Origin of the sequence: Cupriavidus phytorum, assembly GCF_003254285.1 — a bacterium.
In the GTDB taxonomy this organism is placed as follows: Bacteria; Pseudomonadota; Gammaproteobacteria; order Burkholderiales; family Burkholderiaceae; genus Cupriavidus; species Cupriavidus phytorum.
This window is the reverse complement of record NZ_QKZN01000018.1, coordinates 1-14,988: the sequence shown is the minus strand read 5'-3', so window position 1 is coordinate 14,988 and position 14,988 is coordinate 1. Positions and strand designations below refer to the sequence as shown.

The window sequence follows — 14,988 nt, the reverse complement described above, 5'->3', positions numbered from 1 at the left end:
AGTCAGGCTCCGTCAGCTGGCTTCGGCCAGCCTGGCGCGGTAGCGCATCAGCAGGTCGCGGAAGGCCTGCGCCGGCGGCGACAGCGACCGGTCCGCATGCACCAGCAGTGAGATCTCGCGGTGGATCACCGGATCGGTCGGCATCACCGTGGCCAGCCCCAGCGCGGTGGTCAGCCGCGTCACCGCCGCGCTCATCACGGCGATGCCCAGTCCGGCGTCGACCATGCCGACCATGGTCAGCGGCAGGAACACCTCGTGCACCCGCTGCAGCGTGATGCCGCGCGCGGCCAGCGCGGTGTCCAGGCAGTCGCGGATCGGGTTGCCCTTGTGCGGCCCGATCACCGGCAGCCCGGCCACGTCCTCCCAGCGCAGCGTCTTGCGCCGGCGCAGCGGATGGTGCGCGGGCATCACGATGACGAAGGCATCGTCCAGCAGCCGGTGCGCGCTCAGGTCGGGCTGGCCCTCTGGGATGGTGCCGATGCCGAAGTCGACTTCGCCCGAGCTGACCATCTTGGTCACTTCATGCTCGGAAACATCGTGCAGCTCCACCTTCACGCCCGGATGGCTGACGCAGAACTCGCGGATCACGCGCGGCAGCATCAGCGCCGCCTGGATCGACGATGCCGCGATCGACACGCGTCCGCGCCCCAGCGTGCGCAGCTCGCTGGAATTCTCGATCACGCTGTCGATATCGGCCACCGCCTTCTTCACCAGCGGCAGCAGTTCCGCGCCGGCCTGCGTGATGTGCAGCTGGCGCGTGTGGCGGTCGAACAGCTTCAGGCCGAGGTTGGCTTCCAGCTCGTGGATCAGCGCGCTGACCGACGACTGCGACAGGTCCAGCCTTTCGGCGGCGCGGGTGAAGTGGCGCTCCTGCGCCACGGCGATAAACGCGCGCAGCTGGCGCAGCGACACGTTCATGTTGCTGAGGTTGGGCACGTTGTCTACCTCCGGGATCTCGGGGTGCGCGCTCTGCGGCGCGGTGTGCGGCGAAGAGCCAGCGCTCTCGCGGCGCGTCTGATTCAGAGGGTAACACGATCAATTAATCCGTTTGCGGGCCTTTACCGATGAAGGGCTGCCGCCCATGATGGATTCAACGGCGCGCGCCCCGCACGACCCCGGCAACACCGGCAGCCGCCGATGGCACAGACCAGGAGGAGCAATGAGAGCGTTTGAGTATTTCGAACCGGCGACGCTGGCCGAAGCCTCGGCCATGCTGCACCGGTGCGGCGGCAAGGCCAACGTGCTGGCCGGCGGCACCGATCTGCTGGTGCAGATCAAGGAGTCCGTGCGCAAGCCCGAGCAGGTCATCAACATCAAGAAGATCCCGGGCATGGACGTGCTGACCTTCGATCCGGTCAACGGCCTGCGCATCGGCGCGCTGGTGACCACGCGCGCGGTCGAGACCTCCGCCTTCGTGCAGCGCCACTACGCCGGCCTGGCGAAGGCGGTGACCGACTTCGCGTCGATCCAGGTGCGCCATCGCGCCACCGTGGTCGGCAATGTCTGCCGCGCGTCGCCATCGGCGGATTCGATTGCACCGCTGGTCGCCGATGGCGCCTCGGTGCACCTGTACGGCATGTCGGGCTCGCGCGAACTGCGCATCGAGGACTTTGTCACCGGCGTCGGCAAGACCGCCATCGCGCCGGACGAGATCGTCACCCGCATCACCGTACCGGCACCGCGCGCCAACACCGGCAAGGTCTATCTGAAGCACGGCCGCCGCGTGCAGATGGAACTGGCCACGGTCGGCGTGGCGGTATCGCTGACGCTGGAGCACGGCCACTGCGCCGACGCCGGCATTGTGCTGGCGGCGGTCGGCCCCACGCCCGTGCGCGCGCTGCGCGCCGAGCAGCTGCTGCGCGGCCAGCGCATGACCGACGCCCTGGTCCTGCAGGCCGCACACGCCGCCATGGACGAGGCCCGTCCGATCAGCGACGTGCGCGCCAGCGCAGCCTACCGGCGGCAGATGGTCAGCGTGCTGACCCGCCGCGCCCTCGAACAAGCCCTGGAGGCCGCCCTGCGCGGAGCATCATGCGAAAAATGATCGAACTCGTCATCAACGGCGAGCCGCGCGAGCTGGCAGTCGAACCCCACAGCACGCTGCTCGACGCGCTGCGCCACGACGCCGGCCTGACCGGCACCAAGAAGGGCTGCGACGTGGGCGAATGCGGCTCATGCACCGTCATCATCGACGGCCGGCCGATGAACAGCTGCCTGGTGCTGGCGCCCGAAGCGCACGGCTGCCACATCACCACCATCGAAGGCGTGCAGCCCGCGTCCGACGCCGTGCACCCGCTGCAGGAGCAGTTCATGCGCTGCGGCGCCGCGCAGTGCGGCTTCTGCACGCCGGGCTTCGTGGTGATGGCCAAGGCCTTGCTGGACGAGAACCCGCATCCCACGCGCGACGAAATCCGCTTTGCCATTGCCGGCAATATCTGCCGCTGCACCGGCTACACCAAGATCATCGAGGCCATCGAGCAGACCGCCGCGGCCATGGACCCGGCCGGATGCGAGCACCGTACCCGCGCCAGCGAGGAGGCATGATGACCCACGCCGTGATCGGACACAGCGTCAAGCGCACCGACCTGCTCGACAAGGTCACCGGCAACGCCAGGTACGTTGCCGACATGCCCTTCCCCGGCCTGCTGTATGGAAAGATCAAGCGCAGCAACGTCGCCCACGCCCGCATCCGCCGCATCGACACGTCACGCGCGCTGGCGTTGCCCGGGGTCAAGGCCGTGCTGACGCACGAGAACGTGCCGCGCGTGCTGCATGCCGGCTCGCCGCACCCGCGCTCGGCGTCGGTGACCTGCGACCAGTACATCCTGGACGACAAGGTGCGCTACTGGGGCGAAGGCGTGGCCGCGGTCGCCGCAGTCAGCGAAGAGATCGCCGAGCGCGCGCTCGAGCTGATCGAGGTCGAGTACGACACGCTGCCAGCCGTCTTCACCACCGAGGACGCCGAGCGCTCCGACGCCCCGCGCATCCATGAGCGCGAGCCCGGCGGCAACCTGGTGCTGCCGCCGGTGATCGTCAGCCGCGGCGACGTGGAAGCCGGCTTTGCCGAGGCCGACTTCATCCTCGAAGGCATCTACGAGGGCGGCCGCCCCACGCCGGCCTACATGGAGCCCAACGTGCTCACCTGCAGCTGGGACGGCAACGGCAACCTGACGGTGTGGATTTCGACCCAGACCGCCTTCATGGTGCGCGGCATCATGGCCGAGGTGCTGGGGCTGCCGCTGCACAAGGTGCGCGTGCTGGTCGACCACATGGGCGGCGGCTTCGGCGCCAAGCAGGACCTGTTCCAGCACGAGTTCCTGTGCGCGCTGCTGGCGCGCGAGACACGCCGGCCGGTGCGCATGGAATACACCCGCGAGGAAACCTTCCTCGGCGGCCGCACCCGCCATCCGGCAAAGATCTGGCTGAAGCAGGGCTTCCGCAACGACGGCACCATCACCGCGCGCCAGGCCAAGGTGGTGTTCAATTCCGGCGCCTACGGCTCGCACGGCCCCGGCGTGACCAATGTCGGCACCGCCGCGCTGGTATCGCTGTACCGCTGCGACAACGTGCTGCTCGAGGGCCGCTGCGTCTACACCAACAGCCCCATCGCCGGCGCCTTCCGCGGCTACGGCGTGGTGCAGACCTACTACGCGCTCGACGTGCAGATGGACGAGGCCGCCGCGCACCTGGGCATGGACCCCGCCGAGCTCAAGCTCAGGAACGCCGTGCGCGAAGGCGATATCGCGCCGTCGAACCATCCGCTGATCGGTCACGGCCTTGAGGCCTGCATCGAGAAAGGCATGGCACTGCTCGACTGGCCCGCGCTGCGCCGCCGCCCGCGCAACACCACCGGTCCGGTCCGCACCGGCTGGGGCCTGGGCTGCGAGATGCACGGCAGCAGCGCCTATCCCGGCATCAAGGAACAGGGCAACGCCATCATCAAGATGAACGAGGACGGCACCGTGGTGCTGCTAACCGGCGCGGCCGGGCTGGGTACCGGCGCGCACACCGCCCTCGCGCAGATCGTGGCGGAAGAACTGACGTTGCCGTTCGAAGCGGTATCGGTGGTGCATGGCGACACCGACGTGGTGCCCTGGGACATCGGCGCCTTCGCCAGCCACACCACCTACATGGTCGGCAAGGCGGCGCAGATGGCGGCGAGCGAGATCAAGCGCCAGCTGTTCGAGCGCGCCGCAAAGCTGATGGAGTGCGAGCCTACAGCGCTCACGCTGGACGACGGCATCATCGCCGTGCGCGACCGCGACGGCCCCACGCTGACGGTGCGCGAGGCGGTGATGCCGCGCAAGGGCATTCCCGCCGCGCAGCTGGTCGGCACCGCCACCTATCACCCGACCAAGTCGTATTCGTTCGCCGCGCATTTTGTCGAAGTCGCGGTCGATACCGAGACCGGCTTTATCACCGTGCGCCAGGTGGTCCCGGTGCACGATGTCGGCAAGGTGATCCATCCGGTCGCGGCCGCGGGCCAGATCGAAGGCGGCATCCAGCAGGGCATCGGCCACACGCTGTACGAGGACTACCAGATCGACATGCGCACAGGCCGCTCGCTCAACGCCAACTTCGTCGACTACAAAATGCCGCTGGCGATGGATATGCCCGAGATCCGCACCGTGATCCTGGAAGCCGCGCCGGATCCCGGCGGCCCGTTCGGCGCCAAGGGCGTGGGCGAAGACCCGATTGTCGCGATCGGGCCGGCGATTGCCAACGCGGTGTTCGATGCCATCGGCGTGCGCTTCCGCCACTACCCGATCAAGCCCGAGCAGGTGCTGCAGGCGCTGGCGGACAAGGCGGCGCGGGAAGGCGGGCGCGCATGAGCCGCAGGCAACGCCTGGTGGTCGCCATCACCGGCGCCAGCGGCGCGGTGTACGGGGTGCGCATGCTGCAGGCGCTGGCGGCGCTGGACGGCTGGGAGACCCACCTGGTGTGCTCGCCGTCCGGGCTGCTGACCGCGCATCATGAGCTGGGCCTGCAGCGCCCGCAGATCGAGGCCATGGCCGACGTGGTGCACAACGTGCGCGATATCGGCGCCACCATCGCCAGCGGCTCGTTCCGCTGCGACGGCATGGTGGTGGCGCCCTGCTCCATGCGCACGCTGGCCGCCATCGCCACCGGCCTGGCCGACAACCTCGTCACCCGCGCCGCCGACGTGATGCTCAAGGAGCGCCGCCGGCTGGTGCTGCTGGCGCGCGAGACCCCCTTCCACCTGGTGCACCTGCGCAACATGACCACGGTGACCGAGATGGGCGCCATCGTGTTGCCGCCGGTGCCGGCCTTCTACGCGCATCCGCAGTCGGTCGACGACATCGTCGACCACACCGTGGGACGGGTGCTGGACCTGTTCGACGTACCGCACGACGGCCTGGTGACACGCTGGCAAGGCCTGCGCCCCCACGTCGCCACCGCTTGACAAGAACTTCCGCCTCGCGCTCGCGGGGAACGCAGCACCCTAATCAGGAGAGAACATGAACGCACCTGCCGTCGCACAACAGCCGCCCGTCCCGGTCACCATCCTTACCGGTTTCCTCGGCTCGGGCAAGACGACGCTGCTCAACCACATCCTGACGCAGAAGCACGGCCATCGCATCGCCGTGATCGAGAACGAGTTCGGCGAGGTCGACGTCGACTCCGACCTGGTGATGACCTCGGACGAAGAGATCTACCAGATGACCAACGGCTGCATCTGCTGCGTGGTCGACGTGCGCACGGACCTGGTGCGCATCCTGCAGAAGCTGCTGGAGCGCCCCGAGCGCTTCGACCATATCCTGGTCGAGACCAGCGGCCTGGCCGACCCGACCCCGGTGGCCGCCACCTTCTTCATGGACAACGAAGTCGCCAGGCAGGTCACGCTCGACGGCATCCTGACGCTGGTCGATGCGGTGCATATCGAGAGCCATCTCGACGACCCCCAGCTGACCGGCTTCGACAACCAGGCCGTCGACCAGATCGTCGCCGCCGACCGCGTGATCCTGAACAAGACCGACCTGGTCGACGCCGCGCAGCTCGACCGGCTGGAAGCGCGCATCCACCGCCTGAACGAGGGCGCGCAGATCCTGCGCTCCAACTTCGCGCAGGTGGACCTGGGCAAGATCCTGGGCATCGGCGGGTTCACGCCGGGCACGATCCAGGCGGATGCGCACGATGACCACGATGCGCACGAGCACGCCGGACACGCGCATGACCGGCACGACGAGCATCACGACCACGTATGCGACGAGCATTGCGACCACGCGCACGATGACGACAGTCACGGCCACCGCCACGATCCGTCGGTGACCTCGGTGTCGCTGGTGTTCGACCAGCCATTCGACCGCCAGCGCCTCGAGCATGGCCTGAAGGCGCTGCTGGCCGCACAGGGCGACGATGTGTTCCGCATGAAGGGTATCGTCGCGGTTGAAGGCGATGACCGCCGCTACGTGCTGCAGGCAGTGCACCGGCTGATGGACTTCCATCCCGCCGACGCTTGGGGCACGGAACCCCCGCAAAGCAAGTTCGTGTTCATCGGCCGCCATCTCGACAAGCTGCGACTGCAGACGCTGCTGAAGGTGTGCCTGCCGGTGGCACAGGCCGCCTGATCGCGCTGTCGGCGGCGGGACTGGCTTGCCGTCAGTCCCGCTGCGATGCTGCCGCGCGCAAGGTCTGCGACGGCAGCTCGCCGAACTCGCGCCGGTACTCGCGCGAGAACAGGCTCAGGTGGGTAAAGCCGTGCCGTAGCGCGATCGCCCCAACCATGCCCTGCTCTGGCCGTGCGCGCTGCAGGTCGGCGCGCGCGCCATGCAGGCGCTGCAGGTCGGCGCGCGCGCCATGCAGGCGCAGCAGCCGCAGATACTCCATCGGCGTGGTGTCCTTGCTCTTGCGGAAGCCCAGCTGCAGCGTGCGCGCCGACACGCCGCAATGCGCGGCGATCTGCTCCAGCGTCAGCGGCTGGTCCAGGTTGGCGCGCAGGTAGGCAATGGCGTGGCGCACGTAATCCGGCAGCACCGCCTCGAAGCGGCGCGGCAGCATATTGGCGTCGGCGGCAAAGCGATCGAGCAGCAGCGTCGACAGCACGATGCGCTCGATGCTGGCATCGACCGCCGGCACACCGCTGCCTTCGCGCCGCACCCGCGTTTCCGCGCGCAGGTAGCCCACCAGCGCCTGCCAGCGCTCGGCACGGCCATCGTCCACCACTGGCTGCATGTCGAACTCGATCGGCGCCGGCGGCTCGAAGCTGAACTGCTGGCGGAATGCCTCTTCGATCAGCTGGCGCCGGATCACCACGCTGAAGCGCTCGCAGCCGGGATCCAGCGACAGCGTGGTCGGCACGGTCGGCGAGAACACAAAGGTCGCGCCCGGCGGCATCAGCATCGCGCCACGTGGCGTTTCCACGCGGCAGGTGCCGGCCAGCACCGTCTGGATCACGAACTCGTCCTTGTTCGGCTGCGGCTCGATCTGCACCGCCTGGTTGTAGGCGATGGTCACCAGCGTCAGCCGGCCGATGGTGCTGGTATCGATGCGCGCATCGAGCGCCGCATCGTCCTCCGCCGCACGCAGGCGCGTGGGGCCGAACACGCGGCCGGACAGCGACTGGATGCGATCGAGGTCACCGCCGCGGCCAAGGGGCGAACGGGAGGGTGCGGCAAACCATCCGGCAGTGGGTGACATGGCGTTGGAAAAAAAAGTGAACGGATCAACGGCTACCGCTCCATCAACATCCGACTGTTTGCTCCCCTCTCCCGCTTGCGGGAGAGGGGAGCAAACCAGCGCATCCATCGTATTGCCGACCCCGCCCTCACGCAACCCAAGGGAAACCCCTGATCCCTCCGGCGCGCATTTTGCAAGCCCGCTTGCGGCCCCGTGCCACAGCCTTCGCAATAACGCTATGACGGCATGCCGTGCAGCACTACTGTGCAAGGCATGCGTGGGCCATGCGCCGCGCATGGCACCGTGACGGACCGAGCCCGGCAACCACAGACCGAGCCAGCCGCCGCCGGCATGGCGCATTTTCCCCCAAGTACGCGGCAGGAGACCCATCATGAAACCAGCGGTTCACCCCGTCGACCAGATCCTGCCGGCACGCGCGATGGCGTCGCTTGGCTTCCAGCACATGCTGGTCAGCTACCTCGGCGCCATCGCGGTGCCGATGATCGTCGCCGGCGCGCTCAAGATGACGCCGGCGCAGACCACCATGCTGATCAGCACCGCGCTGTTCACCTCGGGCATCGCCACGCTGCTGCAGACCGTCGGCTTCTGGAAGTTCGGCGTGCGCCTGCCGCTGATGCAGGGCGTGGCGTTCAGCTCCGTGGGCCCGGTCATCGCCATTGGCACCGATCCCACGTTGGGCTTCAACGGCGTCTGCGGCGCCATCATCGCCGCTGGCGTGATCGCGATGTTCCTTGCGCCCATCATCGGCAAGCTCAAGCGCTTCTTCCCCCCGGTAGTGAGCGGCTGCACCATCACCGCGGTGGGCCTGTCGCTGTTCCCGGTTTCGTTTCACTGGTTTGGAGGCGGAAGGGGCGCGCCGGATTTCGGCGCGCCCATCTTTTTCCTGGTCGCCTTCGGCGTGGTGGCACTGATCCTGCTGATCAACCGGCACGGCGGCGAGCTGGTGCGCAACCTGTCAGTGGTGATCGGCTTGCTGGCCGGCGGCGCGGTGGCGTGGATGCTGGGCATGGGCAGCTTCGATGAGGTCGCGCGCGCGCCGTGGTTCACCATGGTGACGCCGTTCGCGTTCGGCATGCCCACCTTCAATATCGGCGCGATCACCACCATGGTGATCGTGATGGTGGTGCAGATGGTCGAATCGATGGGCCTGTTCGTTGCCGTCGGCGACATCGTCAAGCGCCCGCTGACCGAGCGCGACGCCACCCGCGGCCTGCGCGCCAACGGCCTGGCCAGCGCCATTGGCGGCATGTTCGCGGCGTTCCCGTATATCGCCTTCATGGAGAACGTGGGACTGGTGATCGTCACCGGCGTGCGCAGCCGCTGGGTGGTCGCAACCTGCGGCGTGATGCTGTGCGCGGTGGCGCTGGTGCCCAAGATCGGCGCGCTGTTTGCATCGATCCCCGCCGCGGCGCTGGGCGGCGCCACCATGGTGATGTTCGGCGTGGTCGTTGCCGCCGGCATCAAGACGCTGGGCGAGGTGGACTACGAGCGCAACCCCAACAACCTCTCCATCGTCTCCATCACGCTCGGCTGCGCCATGATGCCGGTGATGCTGCCCGGCATGCTGGAAAAGCTGCCGGGCTTCCTGCAGCCCTTCGTCCACAGCAGCGTGATCATCGCCTGCGTGGTTTCCGTGGTCCTCAACCTGATTCTCAACGGCCTGCCAGCCCGTGAAGCCGACGAGCTGCCCGCCAGTACCGACAACGTCCAAGGGGTCTGACAACATGGTGCACAACACCAACGCCACCACCGCCACCAACGCGCCCGCCGGCGCCCTGCTGGTCCGCAACGCCGCCGCCGTGATGACCGGCCGTGCCGGCACTGCCGCACGCGCCGGCGCCGCCGACATCCGCATCCGCGACGGCCGCATCGCCGAGATCGGCGCCAGCCTGCCACACCATGACGGCGAAGCCGTGCTCGACGCCAGCGGCTGCGTGGTCTACCCGGGCTGGGTCAACACCCATCACCACTTGTTCCAGAACCTGCTCAAGGCCGTGCCCAGCGGCATGAACGCCGGGCTGGAGCAATGGCTGGCGGCCGTCGCCTACCCGCGCCTCGCGCGCTTCACGCCCGAGATTTTCCGCACCGCGGTGCGGCTGGGCATGGCGGAGCTGCTGCTGTCCGGCACCACCACGTGCGCCGACCACCACTACCTGTATCACCACGGCCACGGCGCGGAAACCGGCGACGTGCTGTTCGAGGTAGCCGAAGAGCTCGGCATGCGCCTGGTGCTGTGCCGCGGCGGCGCGATCCAGTCCGCCTCCGATCATCCCGGCATGCGCGCCACCGCGCTGGTGCCCGAGACGCTGGACGAAATGCTCGCCGATATCGAACGCCTGAAAGCGCGCTACCACGACGCCGCCCCCGACGGCCTGCGCCGCGTGGTGGTGGCCCCGACGACCCCCACCTTCTCGCTGCCGCCCGCCCTGCTGCGCGAACTCGCCGCCTTTGGCCGCGGCATGGACCTGCGCCTGCATTCGCACCTGTCCGAGACCGACAACTACGTCAGGTTCTGCCGCGAGAAATACCAGTGCACGCCGGTCCAGTTCGTCGCCGACCACGACTGGCTGGGACCCGACGTCTGGTTCGCGCACCTCGTCACCGTCAACCCGGAGGAAATACGCATGCTGGCCGTGACCAACACCGGCATGGCGCATTGCCCCGTCAGCAACGCACGGCTCGGCAGCGGCATCGCGCCGGTGCGCGCGATGGCGGATGCGGGCGTGCCGATCTCACTCGGCGTCGATGGCGTCGCTTCCAACGAGTCGGGCAGCATGGTGCATGAGGCCAACTTCGCCTGGCTGGTCCACCGCGCCCTCGGCGGCGCTGCGCAAACGCGAGTCGAGGAGGTGATTCATTGGGGCACTGCAGGCGGTGCGCAGGTTCTGGGGCTGCCCGGTATCGGCACGCTTGCGCCGGGGCAATCGGCGGACCTGGCGATTTATGACGTCAGCGGGCTGCGGTTTCATGGGTTTCATGACATCGGTACGGCGCCGGTCGCGGCGGGGGAACCTACGCCGGTTCGGGATGTGCTGGTGCGGGGGCGGCAGGTGGTGCGGGATGGGGCGGTGGTGGGGCTGGACTTGGAGAAGTTGCGGAGGGAGGCGCGGGAGGCGTTGGTGTCGCTTTTGGATTAAGCGGTCTTAACTCACGACACCATCACGTACGCTACCGCCCCTCTTGTGAGGTCCCGCTGGTCGGTGCGCCGATGGGACCGGATGGCAGCCGGGGCAAAGCGGGAGTGTCGAAGGCCCGGAGTTGGGCTGTACCGCGGTATCGTCTCATTGGACTTCTTGGAAACCGGTGCCGTATTCCTGAACAGCGAACGGCACCATTCGCTCCTATCATCATCGCCCTGTGCATCTACGCTTTCCGGGACGCGCACGCGACGGTTTTGATGTCCCAAACACCCGGATATGCGTGCGCACTGCAATCTATTTCTCCATTCGGTGCGACATAGTTGCCATCCGGTGAAACTTTCCCTCGTGCACGGGACTCATCATAGGAAAAGCCGTACTCCTGGAGCTTAGTTAAGGGCAAGGTGGAATGATACGCTCCTGGAATATTCATGATGTTGCGCGAGCTGCCAATCCTTGCAACGGTCACCAAAAAACTTAAAGGCGAAGCCGAAACAACGTCCACCGTCAAATATAGTCCATGCTCGATATTCACATCGACCAAAGATCCCGCGCTTGATGGTATGCGTCTTAAGTCAACTGGATTGCGATCACATAAAAGCAATGCTCGCACAGGAACATACTCGGTAGCAGAGACAATCAGGGCCGAACCGTCAAACGAAGCGTTCGCTAATTCTACCTGCCGAGGAAACCGGCAAGCGCGGAGAACTCCAGCCTTTCCAGAAATCGAGACATTCTGCCTCTGCGCATCCAACTCAAAAACATATGCAACAGCGGCATTGGCAAGAGGCAGCACGCCAAAGGCAGCAAACGCTGCGATCATATGTATCAACATGGGTAGCGCTGCATTTCTTTCGGCACAGACGCACCCTGGTCTTGCACCGTGGCTTGTGCAGTCAGGCTGGCAGAAAGGTTGGCAAAAATTATTCACCATCGTGCAATGCGCAGCGAGCTTTTTGAGCTATCTCATGCATTCCGAGGTCTACCGAATGTCTTGGTTTGGTGCTGGATCAGGTACGAACCGCATTGACCGGATGATGGCTAGCACGTCGGGCAACGCGTGCTCCGATCGTTTGAAGATCGGCTTGCCGCGCGTTTCGATGATCTCGCGCGGGTCGTAGCCTAACAGCACATCGCCGTTCTCACTCATAACTGCCCGATGCTCATCTCCTATGCAGAAGCCCAATGTGCGCGGGCGTGGCGGCGCTATTGCACTCCATGTCTGGATGTACGCCTCGCTGTAATAACGTGGATTCAACTCGCTAAGTCGTCTGAGTTGTATATCGCGCGCATAGTCCTTTTCAACCCCACGGTATGCCTCCATCAGCCTAGGGCATATCTCTTTTGCATTGCCAGGATGGCAACTTATCGAGAAATGCAGATCACTAGCATATCGATCATTCGGATAGTGATTGTCGTGTCGAAAATAGCCGAATAGAGCAGGACTTGGCTCGGCAAGGTCAGCATAGCCACCGGCTTTGGCTACGAACTCGACCGCACAGCCGCTCATGGGGATTATGTAGCGCTGCATGCCATCGGGCAGGGTCGCGTCACTGTCCGGGCCAGCGCGGGCGTTCAGTGCGGCAGGCAGCAAGGCAAGGACGGCCCAACGTCTAGCCAGCGCTAGGCGGTCTTGCAGCTTTACTTTTTCCATCCATAGTCCTCCGGTTTGATTTGCTCCGTGCCAGCACCATCGGGAAAGGTGGGATGCTCGAACAGCAATACTTGTGCATAGGCGTAGGCGTGATACCGATCCACAAGGCCGTTCAACGATGGATTATCCCGTCCCAAATGATCCGGCAGGTTAACGGTGCAGGCCACTCGCCGGAACGACACGTTCTCGTAGAATACATACGGCTCTTGTTTCTTAAGCCGGCTGCTGGGATGAATGTTGAAGGTCCGCCGCTTGTTAGGGGTGTACTCGTCGGCCTCCTCGTTAGCCCGGTTCAATAGCCAATAGTAGCCAGCGCTGTCCGCCGCCTCATAATGCTTGTCCACTATCTCCTCACGCCACCTTGCCACCGCGTCTGGTATGCGAGCCTCCACAGCGCCAAGCGGCACGTTACTCCGTAGCTTTTTTGCCTTTTTGTGAGCCGTGGCGAGCAGCGTACTGAGCGAGGCATCAATGCTCCGTCCCCGAAACTTCCAATACCCGATGTAATTCCCTGGATGCGTAAGTTGCAAAGCTCCCCGCCCGTACCATGGCGCATACCAGTTGTTCTTTCCACCGACCTCTACGAAGGTACTCAGCCAGATCGTTTCTTGTACCGAGTTGCCTAAGAAGGCGGCAAGACGCCGCCGCGTAGTTACCCCATATTTTCGCCACATGGTGTTCAACTGCTTATAGTGGGATGCGATCAACGTCCCGGCCCTAACCTGTGCTGCTTCATAAACTATCTTGGCCGGAATTCCTGCCCCAATGCCTCGCAGCATCCTAGCCGGCACGGCCTGCCTGAGCTCATCAACACTAAGCCACATCGCCCGACGCATATGACGGATGAACTGCAGCGGATGAAAATGCCATACCGCACGAGGCAGTCCTGTGTGCTGCCAGAATGCGAGCTTCTGCGCCTGGTCCTTGAACCGCTGCCAACTGTCTTCCGATACCAAGGGCATTCCCGGCTTACGCAAGCGCGCAAAGCGTGCGTCCAAATCAGAGACATCCCATTCAGTCGGATGCTCGACCACCAGGTGACGCAGCGCCGCCTTACCCGCATCGCCGTTCCCACTCAGCATCTGTAGCGTCGCCGGTTCGTCGACGATAGCATCGGCCGGGGTCAGCATTGCGCCTTCTTCGACCTTCTTCCATCCCAGCCAATGTGGGAAGTCCGCGTCAGACAGCCGCACGATGCCGGCTTGCGATAGGTCTATATAGCCCACCGAGCCGGGCGCATAGGGCACTAATTGCCAATTGTCGGTGTGGCGGCTGCGCTCTTCGCTCAGCACACGCCCGAAGGTAAGCCACTCCAGGCCGGCGCTTGGGTTGTCTGGATACAGCGCCTCCGCGAGAGCCAGCATGGCGTAGCCATAACCCGGCTGTTCGACCCGGCCGAGTTCGCGGTACTGCCCCTGCGCGGTACGTATGCGTGCGATTGTTATACGCTTGTCCTTGTCCAGGCGGACACTGACGTAGAGCTGTTGCCCCGTATTGCTCCCGGCTGTGCCAGCCGGAAACATCAGGTTGCCATCCTTGTCCGCTGTCCGCCATACCCCGTTGCCCTTGGGCAAGCGCGGATGCGCCGCTACGAATGACTTGCCTTCGGGGATAACGAAGTGGACGTCGCCGTAGATATCGGCGCTGCCGTTTTCCGTGATGCGGCCGCTGTCGCGGAAAAAGCCCGCCAGTGCCTCGTCGGTGCAGAATATTTCGAAATGGAAGCCACTTCGCCCGGTCTGATGCTGGCTTCCCGGATAGCCCAGTATGTCGCGCCGGTAGATCTTGGCATTCTTTGGATCGTCCGGGACCCGCGCGTCCGGACTGGTACGGGTTCGATAGCACGCCGGCAGCGTGTCGGTACGGCCGTGCAAATGCTCGGCGGCGGCAAGGTTCATGTACAGCGAATAAAACACCACTGGCGTGGCGGCGCCTGTCTCGGTCTCATGGCGCAGCAGTACGAAACTGGTGTCATAGGGCCGACCTTCATAGATTTCTGTCTTCGGCGCCAGCCGGTAGGCCACGATGGTGCCATCTGCAATTGCACGAACCGGCGTGGCCGAATTGGCACCGATATGTAGACCGCCGTGCCAACAGTACGTGTTGCCGATCATGCGCGCCGGATACGCGCCCTTCGGGTCGTCTGACTCGGCCAGCAGGCGGGCCAACCATGCGTCCTCCGATTCCTCCATGGCGTTGCCTGCCGGCGGCATTGTAAGAATGGGATAGCTGATGATCATGGCGTGATTCGGCTCAGGAGTATGGGAAGGAATCGGGTATCTCCCATGGAGTCGCAGGGGCCAGTGGGAGCGGGTAGTCATGGCGGATGCTTGCCTCAAACTTCCTCTGCGCCGCCTTATAGGTAATCGGCCCCGGACATTCGAAGGTGATACTGCCGCCCTCGATGGTGATGGACGCCCCGCCAGCCGTCGCAATGCGAATCCGCTTGGCCGCGGCAAAGTCCACATTCATGTTGGCCGAGACAATGGTCAGGTCCTCCCGCGCCGCCAGCTTCAGCAAATCATGCTGCGCCTGGAG

13 protein-coding genes are annotated in these 14,988 nt (G+C 65.2%); 7 read left to right on the top strand and 6 right to left on the bottom strand.

The features are described 5' to 3' along the window. Positions 1-12: 12 nt before the first annotated feature. Positions 13-936: a LysR family transcriptional regulator gene (locus tag C7416_RS27055; protein WP_474078300.1), complete on the bottom strand. Its 924-nt coding sequence runs from the start codon at positions 934-936 to the stop codon at positions 13-15. A 223-nt stretch (positions 937-1,159) separates the two neighbouring features. On the opposite strand from C7416_RS27055, the gene C7416_RS27050 reads away from it, so the two are divergent. Genes C7416_RS27050 through C7416_RS27030 form a run of 5 tightly spaced genes read left to right on the top strand, consistent with a single transcriptional unit; the run spans position 1,160 to position 6,590 of the window. Further along, positions 1,160-2,044 (top strand): FAD binding domain-containing protein, encoded by an 885-nt coding sequence (locus C7416_RS27050; RefSeq protein ID WP_111521731.1) that lies wholly within the window; start codon positions 1,160-1,162, stop codon positions 2,042-2,044. Further along, positions 2,032-2,544, top strand: coding sequence for a (2Fe-2S)-binding protein (locus C7416_RS27045; protein WP_111521730.1), 513 nt, complete (start codon positions 2,032-2,034; stop codon positions 2,542-2,544). Before C7416_RS27050 ends, C7416_RS27045 begins: the two co-directional genes overlap by 13 nt. After that, positions 2,544-4,832 (top strand): xanthine dehydrogenase family protein molybdopterin-binding subunit, encoded by a 2,289-nt coding sequence (locus C7416_RS27040; protein ID WP_111521729.1) that lies wholly within the window; start codon positions 2,544-2,546, stop codon positions 4,830-4,832. Before C7416_RS27045 ends, C7416_RS27040 begins: the two co-directional genes overlap by 1 nt. Next, the gene (locus C7416_RS27035) at positions 4,829-5,425 is read left to right on the top strand and encodes a UbiX family flavin prenyltransferase (protein WP_111521728.1); all 597 of its coding nucleotides are present in this window, start codon (positions 4,829-4,831) and stop codon (positions 5,423-5,425) included. The genes C7416_RS27040 and C7416_RS27035 overlap by 4 nt, the downstream gene beginning before the upstream one ends. A 55-nt stretch (positions 5,426-5,480) precedes the next feature. Continuing rightward, positions 5,481-6,590 (top strand): CobW family GTP-binding protein, encoded by a 1,110-nt coding sequence (locus C7416_RS27030; protein WP_111521727.1) that lies wholly within the window; start codon positions 5,481-5,483, stop codon positions 6,588-6,590. Positions 6,591-6,621: 31 nt separating this feature from the next. Here C7416_RS27030 and C7416_RS27025 read toward each other — a convergent pair whose 3' ends face one another. After that, positions 6,622-7,659 carry an AraC family transcriptional regulator gene (locus C7416_RS27025; protein ID WP_111521726.1) on the bottom strand — a complete coding sequence of 346 codons (1,038 nt, stop codon included), beginning with the start codon at positions 7,657-7,659 and terminating at the stop codon, positions 6,622-6,624. A gap of 370 nt (positions 7,660-8,029) precedes the next feature. Between C7416_RS27025 and C7416_RS27020 the strand changes: the two genes are divergently transcribed. After that, a complete protein-coding gene (locus C7416_RS27020) occupies positions 8,030-9,379 on the top strand; it encodes a nucleobase:cation symporter-2 family protein (RefSeq protein ID WP_111521725.1) in 1,350 nt (449 codons plus the stop codon). A gap of 4 nt (positions 9,380-9,383) precedes the next feature. Continuing rightward, complete coding sequence (locus tag C7416_RS27015; protein WP_111521724.1) at positions 9,384-10,796, top strand: amidohydrolase family protein; 1,413 nt, start codon at positions 9,384-9,386, stop codon at positions 10,794-10,796. A gap of 226 nt (positions 10,797-11,022) precedes the next feature. On the opposite strand, the gene C7416_RS29025 is transcribed toward C7416_RS27015, so the two are convergent. The 4 genes from C7416_RS29025 to C7416_RS27000 form a co-directional block, all read right to left on the bottom strand. Then, positions 11,023-11,619 carry a hypothetical protein gene (locus tag C7416_RS29025; protein ID WP_146604310.1) on the bottom strand — a complete coding sequence of 199 codons (597 nt, stop codon included), beginning with the start codon at positions 11,617-11,619 and terminating at the stop codon, positions 11,023-11,025. Between the two features lie 159 nt (positions 11,620-11,778). Continuing rightward, positions 11,779-12,450, bottom strand: coding sequence for a hypothetical protein (locus C7416_RS29255; protein WP_198035608.1), 672 nt, complete (start codon positions 12,448-12,450; stop codon positions 11,779-11,781). After that, the gene (locus C7416_RS27005) at positions 12,438-14,690 is read right to left on the bottom strand and encodes a M23 family metallopeptidase (RefSeq protein ID WP_111521722.1); all 2,253 of its coding nucleotides are present in this window, start codon (positions 14,688-14,690) and stop codon (positions 12,438-12,440) included. Before C7416_RS27005 ends, C7416_RS29255 begins: the two co-directional genes overlap by 13 nt. Before the next feature lie 13 nt (positions 14,691-14,703). Continuing rightward, positions 14,704-14,988 (bottom strand): DUF2345 domain-containing protein (locus tag C7416_RS27000; protein ID WP_146604309.1); only part of this gene is annotated, 285 nt, incomplete at its 5' end.

Coding starts and splice junctions, on each gene's coding strand:
- C7416_RS27050 (WP_111521731.1), top strand. CDS start 1,160: ATGAGAGCGTTTGAGTATTTCGAACCGGCGACGCTGGCCGAAGCCTCG.
- C7416_RS27045 (WP_111521730.1), top strand. CDS start 2,032: ATGCGAAAAATGATCGAACTCGTCATCAACGGCGAGCCGCGCGAGCTG.
- C7416_RS27040 (WP_111521729.1), top strand. CDS start 2,544: ATGACCCACGCCGTGATCGGACACAGCGTCAAGCGCACCGACCTGCTC.
- C7416_RS27035 (WP_111521728.1), top strand. CDS start 4,829: ATGAGCCGCAGGCAACGCCTGGTGGTCGCCATCACCGGCGCCAGCGGC.
- C7416_RS27030 (WP_111521727.1), top strand. CDS start 5,481: ATGAACGCACCTGCCGTCGCACAACAGCCGCCCGTCCCGGTCACCATC.
- C7416_RS27025 (WP_111521726.1), bottom strand. CDS start 7,659: ATGTCACCCACTGCCGGATGGTTTGCCGCACCCTCCCGTTCGCCCCTT.
- C7416_RS27020 (WP_111521725.1), top strand. CDS start 8,030: ATGAAACCAGCGGTTCACCCCGTCGACCAGATCCTGCCGGCACGCGCG.
- C7416_RS27015 (WP_111521724.1), top strand. CDS start 9,384: ATGGTGCACAACACCAACGCCACCACCGCCACCAACGCGCCCGCCGGC.
- C7416_RS29025 (WP_146604310.1), bottom strand. CDS start 11,619: ATGATCGCAGCGTTTGCTGCCTTTGGCGTGCTGCCTCTTGCCAATGCC.
- C7416_RS29255 (WP_198035608.1), bottom strand. CDS start 12,450: ATGGAAAAAGTAAAGCTGCAAGACCGCCTAGCGCTGGCTAGACGTTGG.
- C7416_RS27005 (WP_111521722.1), bottom strand. CDS start 14,690: ATGATCATCAGCTATCCCATTCTTACAATGCCGCCGGCAGGCAACGCC.